18 protein-coding genes are annotated in these 16,885 nt (G+C 71.9%); 7 read left to right on the plus strand and 11 right to left on the minus strand.

Annotation, left to right across the window (positions count from 1 at the left end):
- The first annotated feature begins 64 nt into the window (after nt 1–64).
- The 3 genes from ABZ725_RS02335 to ABZ725_RS02345 all read left to right on the plus strand — a co-directional run bounded on the left by ABZ725_RS02335 (nt 65) and on the right by ABZ725_RS02345 (nt 2,447).
- Nucleotides 65–1,348 (plus strand): thymidine phosphorylase, encoded by a 1,284-nt coding sequence (locus ABZ725_RS02335; RefSeq protein WP_358800927.1) that lies wholly within the window; start codon nt 65–67, stop codon nt 1,346–1,348.
- Between the two features lie 95 nt (nt 1,349–1,443).
- Nucleotides 1,444–2,037, plus strand: a complete 594-nt coding sequence (locus ABZ725_RS02340) for a Uma2 family endonuclease (protein ID WP_358800928.1) — start codon at nt 1,444–1,446, stop codon at nt 2,035–2,037.
- A gap of 44 nt (nt 2,038–2,081) precedes the next feature.
- Nucleotides 2,082–2,447, plus strand: coding sequence for an STAS domain-containing protein (locus ABZ725_RS02345; RefSeq protein WP_358800929.1), 366 nt, complete (start codon nt 2,082–2,084; stop codon nt 2,445–2,447).
- Here the strand turns inward: ABZ725_RS02345 and ABZ725_RS02350 are convergent.
- The 3 genes from ABZ725_RS02350 to ABZ725_RS02360 form a co-directional block, all read right to left on the minus strand.
- The gene (locus ABZ725_RS02350; protein ID WP_358800930.1) at nt 2,331–3,344 is read right to left on the minus strand and encodes a sigma-70 family RNA polymerase sigma factor; all 1,014 of its coding nucleotides are present in this window, start codon (nt 3,342–3,344) and stop codon (nt 2,331–2,333) included. The genes ABZ725_RS02345 and ABZ725_RS02350 overlap by 117 nt on opposite strands.
- Before the next feature lie 118 nt (nt 3,345–3,462).
- Complete coding sequence (gene dnaN, locus ABZ725_RS02355) at nt 3,463–4,584, minus strand: DNA polymerase III subunit beta (protein ID WP_358800931.1); 1,122 nt, start codon at nt 4,582–4,584, stop codon at nt 3,463–3,465.
- A gap of 89 nt (nt 4,585–4,673) precedes the next feature.
- A complete protein-coding gene (locus ABZ725_RS02360) occupies nt 4,674–5,966 on the minus strand; it encodes an MFS transporter (protein ID WP_358800932.1) in 1,293 nt (430 codons plus the stop codon).
- Between the two features lie 63 nt (nt 5,967–6,029).
- On the opposite strand from ABZ725_RS02360, the gene ABZ725_RS02365 reads away from it, so the two are divergent.
- Nucleotides 6,030–6,983 carry a LysR family transcriptional regulator gene (locus ABZ725_RS02365; RefSeq protein ID WP_358800933.1) on the plus strand — a complete coding sequence of 318 codons (954 nt, stop codon included), beginning with the start codon at nt 6,030–6,032 and terminating at the stop codon, nt 6,981–6,983.
- Between the two features lie 38 nt (nt 6,984–7,021).
- On the opposite strand, the gene ABZ725_RS02370 is transcribed toward ABZ725_RS02365, so the two are convergent.
- Complete coding sequence (locus ABZ725_RS02370) at nt 7,022–7,783, minus strand: prolyl oligopeptidase family serine peptidase (protein ID WP_358800934.1); 762 nt, start codon at nt 7,781–7,783, stop codon at nt 7,022–7,024.
- 113 nt (nt 7,784–7,896) lie between these two features.
- Between ABZ725_RS02370 and ABZ725_RS02375 the strand changes: the two genes are divergently transcribed.
- Both ABZ725_RS02375 and ABZ725_RS02380 read left to right on the plus strand, forming a co-directional pair.
- Entirely contained in the window at nt 7,897–9,060 is a 1,164-nt protein-coding gene (locus ABZ725_RS02375; RefSeq protein WP_358800935.1) for an adenosine deaminase, read from the plus strand.
- Between the two features lie 139 nt (nt 9,061–9,199).
- The gene (locus tag ABZ725_RS02380) at nt 9,200–9,556 is read left to right on the plus strand and encodes an ATP-binding protein (protein ID WP_358800936.1); all 357 of its coding nucleotides are present in this window, start codon (nt 9,200–9,202) and stop codon (nt 9,554–9,556) included.
- A gap of 87 nt (nt 9,557–9,643) precedes the next feature.
- On the opposite strand, the gene ABZ725_RS02385 is transcribed toward ABZ725_RS02380, so the two are convergent.
- From ABZ725_RS02385 to ABZ725_RS02410, 6 genes are all read right to left on the minus strand, one after another.
- Entirely contained in the window at nt 9,644–9,847 is a 204-nt protein-coding gene (locus tag ABZ725_RS02385) for a PspC domain-containing protein (protein ID WP_190150823.1), read from the minus strand.
- 97 nt (nt 9,848–9,944) lie between these two features.
- The gene (locus ABZ725_RS02390) at nt 9,945–10,496 is read right to left on the minus strand and encodes a VanZ family protein (protein ID WP_351908787.1); all 552 of its coding nucleotides are present in this window, start codon (nt 10,494–10,496) and stop codon (nt 9,945–9,947) included.
- 173 nt (nt 10,497–10,669) lie between these two features.
- Nucleotides 10,670–11,296: a hypothetical protein gene (locus ABZ725_RS02395; protein WP_358801359.1), complete on the minus strand. Its 627-nt coding sequence runs from the start codon at nt 11,294–11,296 to the stop codon at nt 10,670–10,672.
- A 2-nt stretch (nt 11,297–11,298) separates the two neighbouring features.
- Nucleotides 11,299–12,876, minus strand: a complete 1,578-nt coding sequence (locus tag ABZ725_RS02400; RefSeq protein WP_358800937.1) for a HAMP domain-containing sensor histidine kinase — start codon at nt 12,874–12,876, stop codon at nt 11,299–11,301.
- Nucleotides 12,873–13,550: a two-component system response regulator AfsQ1 gene (gene afsQ1, locus ABZ725_RS02405; RefSeq protein WP_351908791.1), complete on the minus strand. Its 678-nt coding sequence runs from the start codon at nt 13,548–13,550 to the stop codon at nt 12,873–12,875. Before afsQ1 ends, ABZ725_RS02400 begins: the two co-directional genes overlap by 4 nt.
- 37 nt (nt 13,551–13,587) lie before the next feature.
- Entirely contained in the window at nt 13,588–14,619 is a 1,032-nt protein-coding gene (locus ABZ725_RS02410) for a methyltransferase (protein WP_358801360.1), read from the minus strand.
- Between the two features lie 484 nt (nt 14,620–15,103).
- Between ABZ725_RS02410 and ABZ725_RS02415 the strand changes: the two genes are divergently transcribed.
- The gene (locus ABZ725_RS02415) at nt 15,104–15,868 is read left to right on the plus strand and encodes a SigE family RNA polymerase sigma factor (RefSeq protein WP_351908793.1); all 765 of its coding nucleotides are present in this window, start codon (nt 15,104–15,106) and stop codon (nt 15,866–15,868) included.
- 251 nt (nt 15,869–16,119) lie between these two features.
- Here ABZ725_RS02415 and ABZ725_RS02420 read toward each other — a convergent pair whose 3' ends face one another.
- Nucleotides 16,120–16,827: a uridine kinase gene (locus tag ABZ725_RS02420; RefSeq protein WP_358800938.1), complete on the minus strand. Its 708-nt coding sequence runs from the start codon at nt 16,825–16,827 to the stop codon at nt 16,120–16,122.
- Between the last annotated feature and the right edge of the window lie 58 nt (nt 16,828–16,885).

Genomic DNA, 16,885 nt, shown 5'->3' on the forward strand with positions numbered 1-16,885 from the left:
CTGACTGGCGCAGAGGGGCCGCGCGGTTTCTGAAACGTCTTTCTGCACCACCGGAAGGAAAGCCATGGCCATGGACGCCGTCTCCGTCATCCGCACCAAGCGGGACCGCGGTGAGCTCAGCGACGAGCAGATCGACTGGGTCATCGACGCGTACACCCGCGGCGAGGTCGCCGACTACCAGATGGCCGCCCTGAACATGGCCGTCCTGCTCAACGGCATGAACCGCCGAGAGATCGCCCGCTGGACGGCCGCGATGATCGCCTCCGGCGAGCGCATGGACTTCTCGGCCCTGTCCCGCCCGACCGCCGACAAGCACTCCACGGGCGGCGTCGGCGACAAGATCACGCTCCCGCTGGCCCCCCTCGTGGCGGCCTGCGGCGCGGCCGTGCCCCAGCTCTCGGGCCGCGGCCTCGGTCACACCGGCGGCACCCTGGACAAGCTGGAGTCGATCCCCGGCTGGCGCGCCCTGCTCTCCAACGAGGAGATGCTGTCCGTGCTGGACGGCACCGGCGCGGTGATCTGCGCGGCCGGCGACGGCCTGGCCCCCGCCGACAAGAAGCTGTACGCCCTGCGGGACGTGACCGGCACGGTCGAGGCCATCCCGCTGATCGCCTCCTCCATCATGTCGAAGAAGATCGCGGAGGGCACCGGCTCCCTGGTCCTGGACGTGAAGGTCGGCACCGGCGCCTTCATGAAGACCATCGAGGACGCCCGCGAACTCGCCTCCACGATGGTCGGCCTCGGCACCGACCACGGCGTGAAGACCGTCGCCCTGCTCACCGACATGTCCACCCCCCTCGGTCTCACGGCGGGCAACGCCCTGGAGGTCCGCGAGTCGGTCGAGGTACTGGCCGGCGGCGGCCCGGCGGACGTCGTGGAACTGACGATCGCGCTCGCCCGCGAGATGCTCGACGCGGCCGGCGTGACGCACACCGACCCGGCGAAGGCCCTGGCCGACGGCTCGGCGATGGACGTCTGGCGCCGCATGATCGCGGCCCAGGGCGGCGACCCGGACGCCCAGCTGCCCACGGCGAGGGAACAGCACGTCGTGACGGCGCCCTCCACCGGCGTCCTCACCCGCCTCGACGCCTACGACATCGGCATCGCCGCCTGGCGCCTCGGCGCGGGCCGCGCCCGCAAGGAGGACCCGGTGCAGGCGGGCGCGGGCGTCGAGCTCCACGCCAAGCCCGGCGACACCGTGCGCGAGGGCCAGCCCCTGCTGACCCTGCACACCGACACCCCGGAGCGCTTCGACTACGCGCTCCAGGCGGTGGCGGGCTCCTACGACATCGACGCGCCGGGAACCGCCTTCACGGCCTCGCCGGTGGTGCTGGAACGTATCGCCTGAACAGGGGATCTCTCGTTCGGGTGAACGGGATCGGTGGACCTCCGCCGGTCCCGTTCGGCATGCTGGGATCGGTGACGCACTGATTGGAGACCGCCATGAGCGCACTCACCGTCGACCACTCGACGGCCGACGGCCACGAGTGGGACGGCCTCGTCCGGATCTGGCAGGAGACGGACGCGCCCGAGGGCTGCAAGGTGGAGATCATCGAGGGGATCGTCACCGTGGCACCACCGCCTTCCAACGCCCACAACGACATCGCAGACCAGGTGACGCGAGAGCTGTATCAGGTGATCCCGCGCCAGTGGGGCATTTACCAGACGCTGGGGACCGCAGTCCCGTCACGCGACGGCCTTTACATCCCCGACATCGCGGTCGCACCGAAAGAGGTCCTGCGAACGGGGAAAGACAACTGCATTCCGGCATCTGCGGCCGAACTGATCGTTGAGATCACCTCGAAGTCCAACGCGGTCAATGACCGGATCAAGAAGGCCGCCGGCTATGCCCAATCCGGGGCTCCGCTCTACCTCCTGATCGACGGCTGGGCCCCGGGTGGCCCCACCATCACGCTGTATGGAGAGCCGCAGCGGGACGTCTACCGCGTGCTGCGAGCCTGCAAGTTCGGCGACGCGATCGAGCTGCCCGAGCCGTTCCGGCTGAAACTGGACACCAGCGAGTTCCCGGCCGGTTAGCGACACGGCCGATGAGTTGAGCCCCGCCCCGGGGTCTACCGCACGTGGACCCCAAGACACCGCCCGTGCTCACCCTGACCGCCCCCGTCACCCGCACCCGGGTGACAGGGCTCGCCGACGACGTACGGGCGCTGCTGGCGGACACCGGCACCGGCCCAGGTGCCGCGGTCGTCGTCTGCGACGTGGCCGGGATCGGGCCGCCGGGGCTCGCCGCCGTCGAACTGCTGGCCCGCCTCCAGCTCGCCGCCCGACGGGCCGGGGGACGCATCCGGCTGCGGGCCCCCGAACCCGCCCTACGCGCCCTGCTCGACCTCGTCGGCCTCCGCTTCGAGGTGGAGGGGGAGACCGAAGAGGGGGAACCAGCGCTGGGTGTCCAGATAGAAGTGGAACCCGGTGAGGCGGCCGTCTGAGATCTCCAGGACCTGGATCGCCCACGGGCTGAACCCGCCCTTCTCCGGGTCCGGCTTGTACTGCGCGAAGCCCGGCAGCCCGTTGACCTGGACCGGCAGCAGCCGCGACCCCTCACAGGCCGAGCCGATCGTGGTCATGAAGCCCGTGATGTCGTCGTGCCCGGTCAGCCACAGGTCGAACGGCGGCATCGTCATGATGGCGTCCTCGTGCAGGAGGGCCGTCAGCGCCGTCATGTCGTAGCCCTCGAAGGCCGCCACATAGCGTTCGAGGAGCTTCTGCTGCTCTTCGTCCAGCGGGTCCGACACCGCCGCGTCCGCGCCGGAGGCCTCCCGCTCGGCGAGCGTCGCCCGGGCCCGCTGAAGCGCGCTGTTGACCGAGGCGACCGAGGTGTCGAGCAGTTCGGCGACCTCGCTCGCCCTCCAGGCCAGCACCTCCCGCAGGATCAGCACCGCCCGCTGCTTCGGCGGGAGCTGCTGCAGCGCGGCCATGAACGCCAGCCGCACCGACTCCTTGGCGATCGCCGCCTCGGCCGGATCCTCCACCGTCGGCAGCACACGGGCGTCGGGCATCGGTTCCAGCCAGGTGTTGTCGGGACGGGGGGAGAGCGCCGCCTGGCCGAGCGGGGTGGCCTCGGACAGGTCCATCGGTCTGGCCCGCTTGTTGCCGGCCGTCAGCATGTCCAGACACACGTTCGTCGCGATCCGGTACAGCCACGAGCGCAGGCTGGAACGGCCCTCGAACTTGTCGTAGCTCCGCCAGGCCCGCACCAGGGTGTCCTGCACCGCGTCCTCCGCCTCGAAGGACGAGCCGAGCATCCGGTAGCAGTAGCCGGTCAGCTCGGTCCGGTGCTTCTCCAGTGCGACGTCGATCTCCGTCGTCGCCGTGGTGTCGCTCATCGTCCACCCACCCCTGTGGCCGTTCTGTCACGCGCCTTTGCGCCCAGCACTTCGGAAGCTACCGCAGGCCACTGACAATGGCCCGCCGAGCCGACGAAAGCGCAGGTCAAAGCGGCTCTCACACCAACTGCTTGACGGACATCAGCAGATGCCGACAGGCCTCCGGCGCGTCCGCCGCGCCCAGCAGCGCCCGCTGCCCCGTCCCCAGCAGCTCCACCCGCAGCGTCGACGTCTCGAAGGAGGCCAGCGCGTCGAGCAGATACGCCGGGTTGAACGCCACGGTCACCTCCTCGGCCCCGGTCAGCACGGCGGGCAGCCGCTGCGCGGCCACGTCGTCGCCGTACCCGGCGCGCAGCAGGACCGACTCCGCCGAGAAGTCCAGCCGTACCGGACTGTTCGCCTCCGCCACCACCGCGACCCGGCGCACGGCCTCCGTCAGCGCCCCGCACTCCACCTCGGCGACCGCCGCCCCCGCCATGTCGAACAGCTTCCCGTAGGCCGGCAGCCGCCCGTCCAGCGGCCGCACGACCGACCGCATCCGCCCGCCCTCGAACCCGATCGGACCGCTCCCCGAGGCCCCGTCGAGCCCGACCCGCACCACCCCGCACCTCGCCAGCGACCGGGCCACGTCCAGCAGCCGCCGGGCCGGCACGAGCGCCTCCACCACACCCCCGGCAGCCGCCTCCGCCTCCGCCTTCCACCCCAGTCGCCGTACCGCATACCGGTACCGGTCCGACGCCGACAACGTCATCTCGTCGCCGTCCAGGCGCAGTTGGACGCCGGTCAGCACCGGGAGGGTGTCGTCCCGGCCCGCCGCCACCGCGACCTGGGCGACGGCGGTCGCGAACGCGGCCGCGTCCACGGTGCCGTACGGCTCGGGCGGCGCGGGCGGGGTCGGGTACTCCTCGCGCGGGAGGGTCGACAGGCCGAAGCCGGCGCCGCCCGCCTCGACCGTGAACCGCGTCCCGTCCAGGCGGCAGCTCACCGGCCCGTCCGGCAGCACCTTGCAGATGTCGAGCAGCCGCCGCCCGAGGACGAGCACCCGGCCCTCGACGGCCGTCTCGGCGTCCGTCTCGATCCGCGCCGCCGTCTCGAAGTCGAACCCCGACACGCTCAGCCGCCCCGCCGCCGCGTCCAGCAGCAGCCCGCCCAGGACGGGCACCGGCGTACGGGCGGGCAGCGCGCGGGCCGCCCAGGCCACCGCCTCGACGAGGTCACCGCGATCGATCCGGAATTCCATGGACGAGCCCCCTGCCAGAACCAGTTGTGGTCGCGGAGGCTATCCGCGACCACTGACAACCGGCCCTGAGCAGGGGGAACCCGGACAACTCAGTGAGCGGCGACCAGGGTCTGGCGACGGGCCGCCCGGGTCCCGAACACCGTGATCGTCACGACGCCGAGCACCGCCAGGACGCCCACGCCGACCGTGCCGGCCCAGCCGCCCGCGTGGAAGGCGATCGCCCCGACCGTGGAACCGGCGCTGGCGCCGATGTAGTACGCGGACTGGTAGAGCGCGGAGGCCTGGGCGCGACCGGTCGTCGCCGTCCTGCTGACCGCCGAGGACGCCACCGCGTGGCCCGCGAAGAAGCCCGCGGTGATGAGCACCAGGCCCAGCAGCACCGGCACCAGCGAGTCCGCCAGCGACACCAGCAGGCCCGCGGCGGTCGTACCGCCCGCCAGATACAGCGCCCCGCGCCGGCCGAGCCGTCCGACCAGCCGGCCCGCCGTCGACGCCGACACCGTGCCCACCAGGTACACCAGGAAGATCGAACCGACGATGCCCTGCGGGAGGGAGAACGGGGCCTCCGTCAGCCGGTAGCCGATGACCGTGTACACGCCGCCGAAGACGGTCATGAACAGCGCGCCGATCGCGTACAGCCGGCACAGCAGCGGGTCGGCGAGGTGAGCGCGGACCGTACCGACCAGCACCCGGGGTGCGAGCGAACCCGCCTTGAAGTGCCGCGGCGCGGGCAGCAGCAGCCGGAAGGCGATCGCGCAGGCCACCGCCAGCACGCCGATCGCGCCCACCGCGACCCGCCAGCCCCACTCCTGCGCGACCCAGCCGGTGATGACCCGGCCGCTCATCCCGCCGACGCTGTTGCCCGCCACGAACAGACCGATCGCCGTGACCAGCGCCTTGGGCCGGACCTCCTCCGCGAGATACGCGGTCGCCGAGGCCGGCAGCCCGGCCAGCGCCGCGCCCTGCACCGCCCGCAGCACGACCAGCGCGCCCAGCGACGGCGCGAAGGGAACCAGCAGGCCCACGCCCACCGCGACGCCCAGCGACGCCGTCATCACCGTACGACGGCCGTAGCGCTCCGACAGGGCGCTCATCGGCAGGACGAACAGCGCCAGTCCGCCGGTCGCCGCCGCCACCGTCCAGCTCGCCTGGCTCGCCGCCACCCCGAAGTCGCCGGAGATCAGCGGCAGCAGCGCCTGCGTGGAGTACAGCAGGGCGAAGGTCGCCACACCGGCCAGGAAGAGCGCGAAACTCATCCGACGGTAGCCGGGGCCACCCGGAGTCATACGCGAGTCGGAGGCGGGGGCGGAGGAGGCGGGGACGGAGGGGAGGGACGGGACGGCGCCCACGATCGTGGACGCCCCGGTACTGGCGGGAGACATGCCTCGAAACTACGTACGCTCCGGTTCATCCGTCCAATGCATGGACTCGGCATAATCGTTCCCATGGTGCATCAACAGAGGTCAGAGGCCCGTCTGTCACCGTCCAGTGACACAGAAGACATGGTGATGAAGCTGGCGCCCCGGCTCGCCTACTTCGCCGGAGTGGCCCGCACCGAGCACGTCACGCGGGCGGCGCAGGAGATGCAGGTCCCGCAGTCGACGCTCTCCCGGGCGATGGTCCGCCTCGAACAGGACCTGGGCGTCGACCTGTTCGCCCGCAGAGGCCGCACGGTCTCGTTGACCCCCGCCGGCCGTACCTTCCTCACCTCGGTCGATCGCGCCCTCGCGGAGATCGAGAAGGCCGCCGACGCGGTCCGCGCGGACGCCGACGCGGCCACCGGCAAGGTCGCGTTCGGCTTCCTGCACACCATGGGCGCCGAGACCGTCCCCGGCCTGATCCACGCCTTCCGCGCCGACCATCCGCGCGTCCGCTTCAGCCTCGTCCAGAACTACGGCGAGGCGATGATCGAACGCCTCCGCGCCGGGGAACTGGACCTCTGCCTGACCTCCCCCGTCCCGGACGCCCCCGACCTGGTCGCCCGCCGCCTCGACGAGCAGAAACTCCGCCTGGTCGTCCCGGCCGACCACCGTCTCGCCGCCCGCAGACGGGTCCGCCTGGCCGAGGCCGCCGACGAGACCTTCGTGACCCTGGAACCCGGCTACGGCCTGCGCCGCATCACCGACGACCTCTGCAAGGAGGCCGGTTTCCGCCCGAAGGTCGCCTTCGAGGGCGAGGAGGCGGAAACGCTGCGCGGGCTCGTGGCGGCGGGCCTGGGGGTCGCGTTGCTGCCCCCGCCCGCCGTGGCCCGCCCCGGGGTGGTGGAACTGACGGTCACCTCCCCGAGGGCGGCCCGGGAGATCGGAGTGGCCTGGCTGGACGGCCACCCGGACACACCCCCGGTGGCGGCCTTCAAGAAGTTCCTGCTGTCGAGAAGGGGCAACCTGCTGCCGACCTAGGGGCAGCCCCCCCCTCAGGTCCCAAACCACCCTCTACGTCACCGTCGCAACGACCGACCGAACCCCACCGCCAGCGGCATCCGCAACCCCAACGGCGGCGGAGCCGCCAACGCGTCCTCGAGCGGGCGGGCGAACGCCCGCCCGAACAGCACACCCATCACGAAGTCCTCGGCCAGCGCGAGCACTTCCGCCCGGTACTGGTGTAAACCGTGCCCGTCCGTGTGCACCTCGAACCGGCACACCTCCCGGTTCGCCTTCTTCGCGCGTGCCGCGAGCCGGAACGACAGTTCGGGATCGCACCGCTCGTCGTTCGTGCCGTGCACGATCAGCACCCGCCGTCCCGCCAACTGCTTCACCGGTTCGGGTGGGGCCGCCATGTCCTCCTCCGGCAGCCAGGGAGCGATCGCCAGCACGGAGTTGACGGCCTCGTGGCCGCCCGAGTGCAGCGCGGCCCGCGCGCCCATGTCGACGCCGGCCAGACACACCGGAACGTCCCCGTACCGCCGTACGACCTCGTCGGCCGCCCAGGCCGCGTCGGTGGCGAGCTGTGCCTCGCTGCCGTTCCAGCCGCGGTAGCGGTAGTGCACGGCGTGCACGGCCAGGCCCTCCTCGTGTCCGGCCCGCGCGAGCTTGCGCCCCAGGCCCCGGACGGAGGCGGCCGCCCAGAGGGGGGACGGTCTGCGACCGGAGGTCTCCTCGCCGCCCGGGAGCAGCAGCACCACCCCGCTCACCGCCGTCGGCTCCGGGCCGAGCGCCCTTCCCAGCCGGGCCGTTCGAACCGGCGTCACTTCCTGTGCCATGACAGAACAGTGTCAGAAGCACCGGTGTACGCCACCCGTCCGCGCGGTCACCGTTACGTATCGGCGGAGTTGTACAACGCGCCGTCTACGCGCGTAGGAGTTAGAGTGCGGAAATGACGAGCCAGAGCATCCAGGCGGGCATCATCCCGAGTTCGGACCAGATCCGGCGGGCGCCCAAGGTTCTGCTGCACGACCATCTCGACGGCGGGCTGCGCCCCGGCACGATCGTCGACCTCGCCCGGGAGACCGGGTACGCCCAACTCCCCGAAGCCGACCCCGACAAGCTCGGCGTCTGGTTCCGGGAGGCCGCCGACTCCGGTTCCCTGGAACGGTACTTGGAGACGTTCTCGCACACCGTCGGTGTCATGCAGACCCGCGAGGCGCTCGTCCGGGTCGCCCGCGAGTGCGCCGAGGACCTCGCCGAGGACGGCGTCGTCTACGCCGAGGTGCGCTACGCGCCCGAGCAGCATCTGGAAGGCGGGCTGACCCTCGAAGAGGTCGTCGAGGCCGTCAACGAGGGCTTCCGGGACGGCGAGCGGACGGCGCGCGAGAACGGCCACCGCATCCGCGTCGGCGCCCTGCTCACCGCGATGCGGCACGCGGCCCGCTCGCTGGAGATCGCCGAACTCGCCAACCGCTACCGGGATCTGGGCGTCGCCGGCTTCGACATCGCGGGCGCGGAGGCCGGCTTCCCGCCCACCCGGCACCTCGACGCCTTCGAGTACCTGAAGCGCGAGAACAACCACTTCACGATCCACGCGGGCGAGGCCTTCGGGCTGCCGTCCATCTGGCAGGCCCTCCAGTGGTGCGGTGCCGACCGGCTCGGACACGGCGTGCGCATCATCGACGACATCGAGGTCGCCGCCGACGGCAGCGTCACACTCGGCCGGCTCGCCTCCTACGTCCGCGACAAGCGCATCCCGCTGGAGCTGTGCCCGTCCTCCAACCTCCAGACCGGAGCGGCCGCCTCCTACGCCGAGCACCCCATCGGGCTGCTGCGCCGACTCCACTTCCGGGCCACCGTCAACACCGACAACCGGCTGATGTCCGGCACCGGCATGAGCCGGGAATTCGAGCACCTTGTCGACGCATTCGGTTACACGCTCGACGATCTGCAGTGGTTCTCGGTCAATGCTATGAAGTCAGCATTCATTCCTTTCGATGAACGACTGGCCATGATCAATGACGTGATCAAGCCCGGATATGCCGAGCTGAAGTCCGAATGGCTGTTCCAGCAGACCGCCTCCACCAGCAGTTCTGTGACCTCGGAGGACTGACGGCCGAGCTCGGTAGGGTACGGAATGCGGGCGGGTGTTCACCAACCGTCCGCATTTCGATGTTTGCCGTCGGCCCCTCCTCGTGTTTACGGTCGAGCACCGCTCTGTTCCCCGTATCCCATTCGAGGACGCATTCATCATGAAGCAGTCTGCTGCCAAGACCCTCGGTGTCGCCGCTCTCGGTGCCGCCTTCGCCGCCGTCGGCGCGGGCGCCGCGAACGCCGCCCCCGCCGTTCCGGACGCCACGCAGGCCCTGGACGGCATCACCAAGACGCTGCCCGCGGAGACGGTGGCCCAGGTGCTGCCCGGCGCCGCCGGTCAGGCCCTGACGCAGGCCCAGCCGGCGCTCGGCGCGGGCCTGGCCGCCGCCCAGCCGGTCGCCGAGAAGCTGCTCACCGGGAGCCCGACCGCGCCCGTCGCCGGGCTGCTCGGCGGTCTGCCGCTGCAGGGCCTGCCCACGCACGGCCTGCCGATCAACGGCATCCCGCTGGGCTGAGCGGCGCGTCACGCACCACGCGCCACGCCGTTGGGGCGCACCCGAAGACACCGGGTGCGCCCCAACGGCGTTGTGTACGGCCTTGGGTCACCAGGCCGTGCGGGCCGCCTTGTCCTCCGAGGGGAGCAGCACCCACAGCGCTATGTAGAGCAGGAACTGCGGGCCGGGCAGCAGACACGAGAGCAGGAAGATCACGCGCATCGTGGTCGCGGAGGTACCGAAGCGCCGGGCCAGCGCGGCGCACACTCCGCCGATCATGCGGCCGTTGGTGGGGCGGGCGAGGCTGGACATCTGCGGCTCCTTCGTGAGCGTCAGGTCGGAGGCGGCCCCTGCGGCCGTCCTCCAGCTGTCTTCAACACTACGGAGACGAAGGGGACGAAGCGTCGCTCTATGGTGCGATGCCGACCCTGGGAATCCTCGGGGTCCGACCCTGAGCCGCCTCCTCCTGACGGACCGCGGCAGGCGCCCGGCGCTCGTCCCTGCGGCGCAGCCGCGCGCGCAGCGCCGGCACCACCGCGACGTGCGCGAGGGCCACCCCCACGGTGTTCAGCAGCATCGAGTCGACGTCCACGACCTGACCGGGCACCCCGGTCTGCAGCAGCTCGATGCCCAGCGACAGCAGCGCGCCCGCCGTGACGGTACGGATCAGGGAGGCGAGCGGCGAGACCCGGAGCCGGCCGTGCACCAGCGGCAGCAGGACGCCCAGCGGGGCGAGCAGCCCGAGGCCCGCACCGATCCGCCGGGCCGCCTCGGGCCAGCCCAGCCGCAGATCGGCCCGGATCCCGTCGAACGGGTGCAGGTTGGCGGGCATCACCCAGGGAACGTTCAGCGGGCGCAGCGTGACCCAGGCGACGAACACGAGGTGGGCGGCCAGGAGGAGAATCCCGGTCGCGCGGATACGGATCGCGGCGCTGCCGCCGATGGAGCCTTGACGCTGCACGCCCCCCAAGACGCGCCCCCCGGCACGATCGGTTCCGGCTCACCGCCCCGGACCGGCGGGCGTTCCCGGTCCGGCCCGCCCGCCGCTGTCCCTCGGCAGACGGTGACCTGCGACGACGACCCGCGCCCGGCACGCCATGAGGCGTCCGCCACACGACGTTGCGGCGGAGCGGCTCAGCCGCCGTCCGTGATCGCCGACGACGGGGGCTCCGTGCTGCCGGGGCGGGAGCGGACCTCGTCGGTGCACGCGTAGCGGCGCAGCGGATCGGAGCCGGGGCCGCCCAGCACCACCGAGCCGTCGCCCTCGGCCGCCGCCGAGTCGGAGAACGTGCAGACGACCTGGGCCAGGGCGAACGAGGTCAGGTCCCCGGGCGAGGTGCTCAGCCGCAGCGCGTCGTCCGGGTCCCGCGGGCGCGGCCCGCTCACCGACATCCCGCCGCGCACGTCCGTCGTGTACCCGGCCTCCTTCTCGGCCGCCGACGGCGACTCGGCGAGCTGGTCGAGCAGGCCCTGCGCCACCACCACCCGCCGCTCGGAGTCCGCCGCGCCGTCCGGCACCCGCACGGACCGGTCCACGGCCACCAGCGACGAACCGCACAGCAGGAACACCTGCACCGGCACGCCCGCGCGGGCGGCCTGCGAGGTGATGTCCGGCTCGGGGAGCGAGCACCGCACCCGGGACGGCGCCGGCCCGAAGTCGGTCGGCACCTCGGTGGCCCGGATGCCGCAGCCGCCGAGCAGACCGGCCAGCCCGGCCAGCACGGGCACGGCGAGCAGCCGTCGCAGCGCTGCACGGCCCATGGTCACGATGCGTCCCCCTTGTCCGGCACGGCCGTCCTGCCCTGTTCGCCGCTCTGTTCCGCCAGCTCGGAGGCGTCCCGGGGCAGCCGCAGGGTGAACACCGCGCCGCCTTCCGGGTCGTTGGCGGCGGTGATCTCGCCGCCGTGGATGTGGGCGTTCTCCAGGGCGATGGACAGGCCCAGCCCGCTGCCCTCGGAACGCGGCCGGGAGGCGCTCGCCTTGTAGAACCGGTCGAAGACGTGCGGCAGCACCTCCTCGGGGATGCCGGGCCCGTGGTCCCGCACGGAGATGACGACCGAGTCGTCCGCCTCGGACACCGACACCCGCACCGGCGACCCGCCGTGCTTGAGCGCGTTGCCGATCAGGTTGGCGAGGATGACGTCCAGCCGACGCGGGTCGAGCAGGGCGTGGATGCCGCGGGCGGCGTCCAGGTCGACCGAGTCCAGCCATGCGCGCGCGTCCATGCAGTGGGTGATCTGGTCGGCGACGTCGACGTCGTCCAGGACCAGCCGTGCGGTGCCCGCGTCGAAGCGGGTGACCTCCATCAGGTTCTCGACGAGGTCGTTGAGCCGACGCGTCTCGCTCACCACGAGCCGTACCGCGGGCTCGATCATCGGGTCTATGCTGCCCGACTCGGCGTCCAGCTCCTCCTCCAGCACCTCCGCGACGGTGGTGATGGCGGTGAGCGGGGTGCGCAGCTCGTGCGACATGTCGGCGACGAACCGGCGCGAGGCGCTCTCGCGGGCGGCCATGTCGTCGACCCGCTTCTCCAGCGCCTCGGCCGTCCCGTTGAACGTCCGTGCCAGATCGGCGAGTTCGTCCGTGCCGGAGACCCGCAGCCGGGTGTCGAGCTTCCCCTCGCCGAGCCGCCGCGCCGCGACGCCCAGCCGGTGCACCGGCTTCAGGACGGTCGTGGCGGCGGCCTGCGCGAGCAGCGCGGCGCCGATCAGCGCGAGGGCGGTGGCGATCCCCAGCGACCAGGCCAGCGAGTTGAGGTCCTTGGCCTCCGGCTCCAGCGACTTGCGCATGTACCCGGTCGGCCCGCCCCCGATCACCTTCGTCCCGGCCACCAGATACGGCGTCCCGTGGTCGACGACCCGCTGCCAGTACAGGTGGTACGGCGACTTGTTGCCGCCGGTGACGTCCTGCTCCTTGTTGACGGCCGTCCGCAGCGACTTGGGCACGTCGTCCAGCGAGAAACCGTTCAGCCCGCCCGAGTTGCCGTACACGGTCTTGCCGGTCGAGTCCGAGCCCACCAGCAGCACACTGAAGCGCTGGCTGCTGTTGGCCATCTGCCCGGCGGTGTGCTGGAGCTCGTCCTGCGAGGGATGCTCGGGCAGCGAACCCGCCCGGTTCTGCATCTCCTGCTCGAAGTCCCGCAGCACCGCGCCCTGGGTACGGGTGAGCACGGCCTCGCGGTTGAGCCAGTACGCGATGCCGGACGCGGACACCGCGGCCGTCAGCGCCACCGCCCCGAACACGACCACGAGCCGCAGTCGCAGGCTGGTGAGCCGCAGTCTCGACAGTCTTCCCTTGCGCACCGCGGACCAGCCGCGGAGCCCCCCTCGAGCCTCTGTCACTGAGGGGCGTCCAGGCGGTAGCCCACACCACGCACGGTACGGATCAGGACCGGGGACGACGGAACGTCCTCCACCTTGGCCCGCAGCCGCTGGACACACGCGTCCACCAGCCGTGAGTCGCCCAGGTAGTCGTGCTCCCACACCAGCCGCAGCAACTGCTGACGGGACAGCGCCTGCCCCGGCCGTCGGCTCAGTTCGAGCAGCAGCCGCAGCTCGGTCGGGGTGAGCTGGAGGTCCTCGCCGTTCTTCGTCACCGTCATCGCGGCACGGTCGATGACGAGGCTGCCGAAGCTCGCCGAGTCGTTCGACTCGCGCTCCCCACGCCGCAGCACGGCCCGGATACGGGCGTCCAGCACCCGCCCCTGCACGGGTTTGACGACGTAGTCGTCGGCGCCGGACTCCAGCCCGACCACCACGTCGATGTCGTCGCTGCGGGCGGTGAGGAGAATGATCGGCAGCTGGTCGGTGCGCCGGATGCGCCGGCACACCTCGAAACCGTCGATGCCGGGCAGCATGACGTCCAGCACGATCAGATCCGGCCGCTGCTCGCGCAGCAGCTTCAGACCGTCCTCACCGCTCGCAGCGGTCGCCACCCGGTGCCCCTGGCGCGTCAGTGAGAGCTCCAGGGCCGTACGGATGGCGTCGTCGTCCTCGATCAGCAACAGGGAAGGCACGGGCTCATTCTGGCCCATGAGGGGCCTGTCGTTCGACCTATGGGGCGGGGCTCAGGCGCCAGAGGGAGACGGTTTCCGCGGCACGGGCTGCGAACAACGGGTCGGAGGCGTCTTTCGAACGCATGTGCCTGCGTCGTACATCGATCCGGTCCGCAACCCGCAGACCTGCGGTTTCGACGAGTCCGAGCAGCTCGTCACGGGTCCGCAGACCGAGGTGCTCGGCCAGGTCGGACAGCACCAGCCAGCCCTCGCCGCCCGGCCTCAGGCGCTCCACGAGACCTCCCAGGAACCCTCGCAGCATCCTGCCGTCCTCGTCGTAGACCCCCAGTTCGATCTCCGCGGTCGGCCGCCCGGGCAGCCACGGCGGGTTGCAGACGACGAGATCGGCCCGGCCGCCGCGATCCGGGTAGAGGCACGGCCCGGTCACCTCGATCCGTCCGTCCAGGCCCAGTCGGCGGGCGTTGTCGGCGGCGCAGGCCAGCGCACGCGGACCGGCGTCCGTGCCGACGATCCGGCCGACGCCCCGGCGGGCCAGCACCGCCGCGAGGACGCCGGTACCGGTGCCCAGGTCGAACGCGGTGGCCGCGGCAGGCTCGCGCAGGACCGCCGGCGGCAGGGGAGCCTGCGCCACGAGGTCGACGTACTCGCTCCTGGTCGGTGCGAAGACGCCGTAGTGCGGGTGGACGCGGGCGCCCAGGGCCGGGACCTCGACGCCCTTCAGCCGCCACTGGTGGGCGCCGATCACCCCGAGCAGCTCCCGCAGCGGGACCAGGCGCGGGCCGACGGGCGGACCGTAGGCGGCGCGGCAGGCAGCCCGGACGTCGGGGGCCCGGCGCAGGGCCACCGTGTGCTCGGCGGTCAGTTCGACCAGCAGCCGGTCCAGGACGCGGGCGCGGTGGGCGCGCGAGCGCCGGTGCAGCCGGTAGGCCTGCGCGGGGTCGCGGGAGGTGGGACCGCCGCCGATCCGGCGGTCCATCGCCCGCAACAGCTGACGGGCGCCCTGGAAGTCGCCCCGCCACAGCAGGGACGTGCCCGCGAGGGCGAGGCGGTGGGCGGTGGCGGCGCGCATCCGGTCGTCGGCGTCGACGACGGCGTCGGGCGGGGTGGGGGTGGGGTGGGACTCCACGTGCGTACTCCTCGTGGTCGTGAGTGCCAGGACACGAAGGGCACTTCGACGAAGGACGAGGAGCGGCGAGCAGGGATCGAGCAGACCCGACCGGCGCCCGGACGCCGGATGCGGGCGGGGCGCGTGAGGACGGGAGGAAGGGTGGCCGCTATCGCGTCCGCGTCGAAGCGCGGAGGCGGGAGTCGAACAGCACCATGCCGGGAGCAGCCATGCCGAGAGTCACCCCGTCAGCGTCCCACGGTGACCTGCGAGGACCAAGCCGACCGGTGTACTGCGAACGGCTGTGAACGAACTGTGGTCGCGCGATGACAGGCCCCTGTGACAGGTCTGTGACAGTCGGCGGACACGGCGATGAAGTGGCCCGGGCAATCTTTTGGTCACGGGGCAAGAGACCGAACACCGGCAAGTCCACGACGGGGGGCGCGAGATGAACACGCTGCACGGTATGAGCACCAGCGCAGTGATCACGCGCCTGCACGACGTGAACCGGGGTTCCGAGAAGTCCGGTGCCGTGAGCGGGCGGGGGTGCGCTCGCGGCACCGGGCGTCAGCACACCGGGTACATGACGGTGGTTGACGCTCACACGGGGGAACAGCCCGCGGCGGTAGCCGCTATGGGCACTGCCGGGGGAGCCGCGTACGGGGAGGACACGGGGGAGCGTCGCTCGCTGACGGAGGCGGAGTTCACCGCCTACGTCCAGGAGCGCCGCGCCTCCCTGTACGCAACCGCCTATCACCTCACCGGTGACCGCTTCGAGGCCGAGGACCTGCTGCAGAGCGCGCTGTTCTCGACCTACCGGGCGTGGGACCGGATCAGTGACAAGGCCGCGGTCGGCGGATACCTCCGCCGGACGATGACGAACCTGCACATCAGCGCGTGGCGCCGCCGCAAGCTGAACGAGTACCCGACCGAGGAGCTGCCGGAGACGCCCGGCGACACGGACGCGATGCGCGGCACGGAACTGCGCGCGGTCCTGTGGCAGGCGCTGGCCCGGCTGCCCGAACTCCAGCGGACGATGCTGGTCCTGCGCTACTACGAGGGCCGCACCGACCCGGAGATCGCGGAGATCCTCGACATCAGTGTCGGCACGGTGAAGTCCAGCATCTGGCGGTCGCTCCGCCGGCTGCGCGAGGACGAGGTCCTCAGCTTCGGCCGTGACGAGGAGGACGCCTTCGGGGAGCTTGTCGCCTGAGGGTCACGGGGGAAGGGCCCGGCTCCGCTCAGGGGAGCCGGTGAACGGGGGAAACAGGGGAAAAAGGGGAAAACGGGGGGGACGCGGTACCCGGGGGCCCGACGGGGGACGTCAGGGGAGCGGTACCGCACAGCACGGGGGAAGCACCACCCGGGGGGACACGGGGGAGCGGGACTGGAGGGCCGGGGGGTCCGTCCAGTCCCGCTTTTTTTTGTGCCCCGGACCAGCGATGGGCGGCCGTGGGACCAGCCCTAGACGGCCGTGCGCGCCGTCGAGGACTGGCGGCCCGCCGCCGCGGCGGCCAGTCGGCCCATCGCCTCGTCACGGTCGCAGGCGTACGCGCCGAGCGCGCTCTGGCGGGCGACGATGGAGCGTTCGGCGCGCATCAGCCGCCAGCCCCGACGCAGCAGGAAGGGGACCGACTTGCGGCCCTCCTTCAGATCGCGCAGGAAGCGCCGGCGGAAGGTCTTCACCGGGCCGCGGCTCAGACACAGCGCGTCGGCCAGGACGCCCAGCTCCTGGCAGCGGTTGACGATCTCGGCGGCGAAGATGCCCTCCGCGATGAACAGCGGGGTCCGCCCGATCTCGATCGCCTCCTCGCCGGTGCGGGCGCTGAGCGAGATGTCGTACACGGGAACGTTCGTCCGACCCGTGCCGCACAGCTCCACGATCGCCGCGACGGCCGTGTCCGCGTCCCACGAGCCGGGGTGGTCCCAGTCGATGTCGGAACTCCCGGCGACCTGCGGCAGCGTCGGGTCGTCGCCCTCTTTGTAGAAGTCGTCGAGCCGCAGCACCGGGAGGCCGGAGCGGGCGGCGAGCAGGGACTTGCCGGAGCCGGAAGGGCCGCAGAGCAGCACGACTCGCGTCGGTATGGGCGGTTGGGAGGTCACGGGACACCAGTGTGAGGCATGCCCCCGCCCGTCAACGACCCCGCGGGTCGGCTTTGATGCGCGTGTCACACCTCAACTACCCTTCGTGTCGACCTGATCACCTTGCGCAGCAGAAGGCGGCATCGCG

Origin of the sequence: Streptomyces sp. NPDC006872 (assembly GCF_040635845.1) — a bacterium.
Taxonomy (GTDB): domain Bacteria; phylum Actinomycetota; class Actinomycetes; order Streptomycetales; family Streptomycetaceae; genus Streptomyces.